Here is a 231-nt window from a genome sequence, read left to right on the forward strand (position 1 = left end):
GCCTGTGCCAGGCTCTGCTGAGCGGCTGTCACGTTACGCTGCGCGTCGAGAACGTCGAGCAGCGAGGACGCACCGTCCTTGTAGCTTGCGGTCGAGAGTTGCAGGGCTTCCTGGTAGGATTTGACCTGGGCGTGGAGGGCGGCAACCGTTTGGGCAGCGCGGGTGACGGCCGACAGTGCATCCTCAACCTGCTGGATCCCAGTCCTCACGGTCTGTTGCCAGACGATGTAC

General features: G+C 63.6%; 1 protein-coding gene. It reads right to left on the reverse strand.

What is annotated here, in order from left to right:
- On the reverse strand, positions 1-231 hold a 231-nt coding region (locus tag ACPYOG_RS21070), incomplete at both ends, for a TolC family protein (protein ID WP_481295984.1).

It is taken from the genome of Leifsonia sp. HAY1-4F (assembly GCF_056755275.1).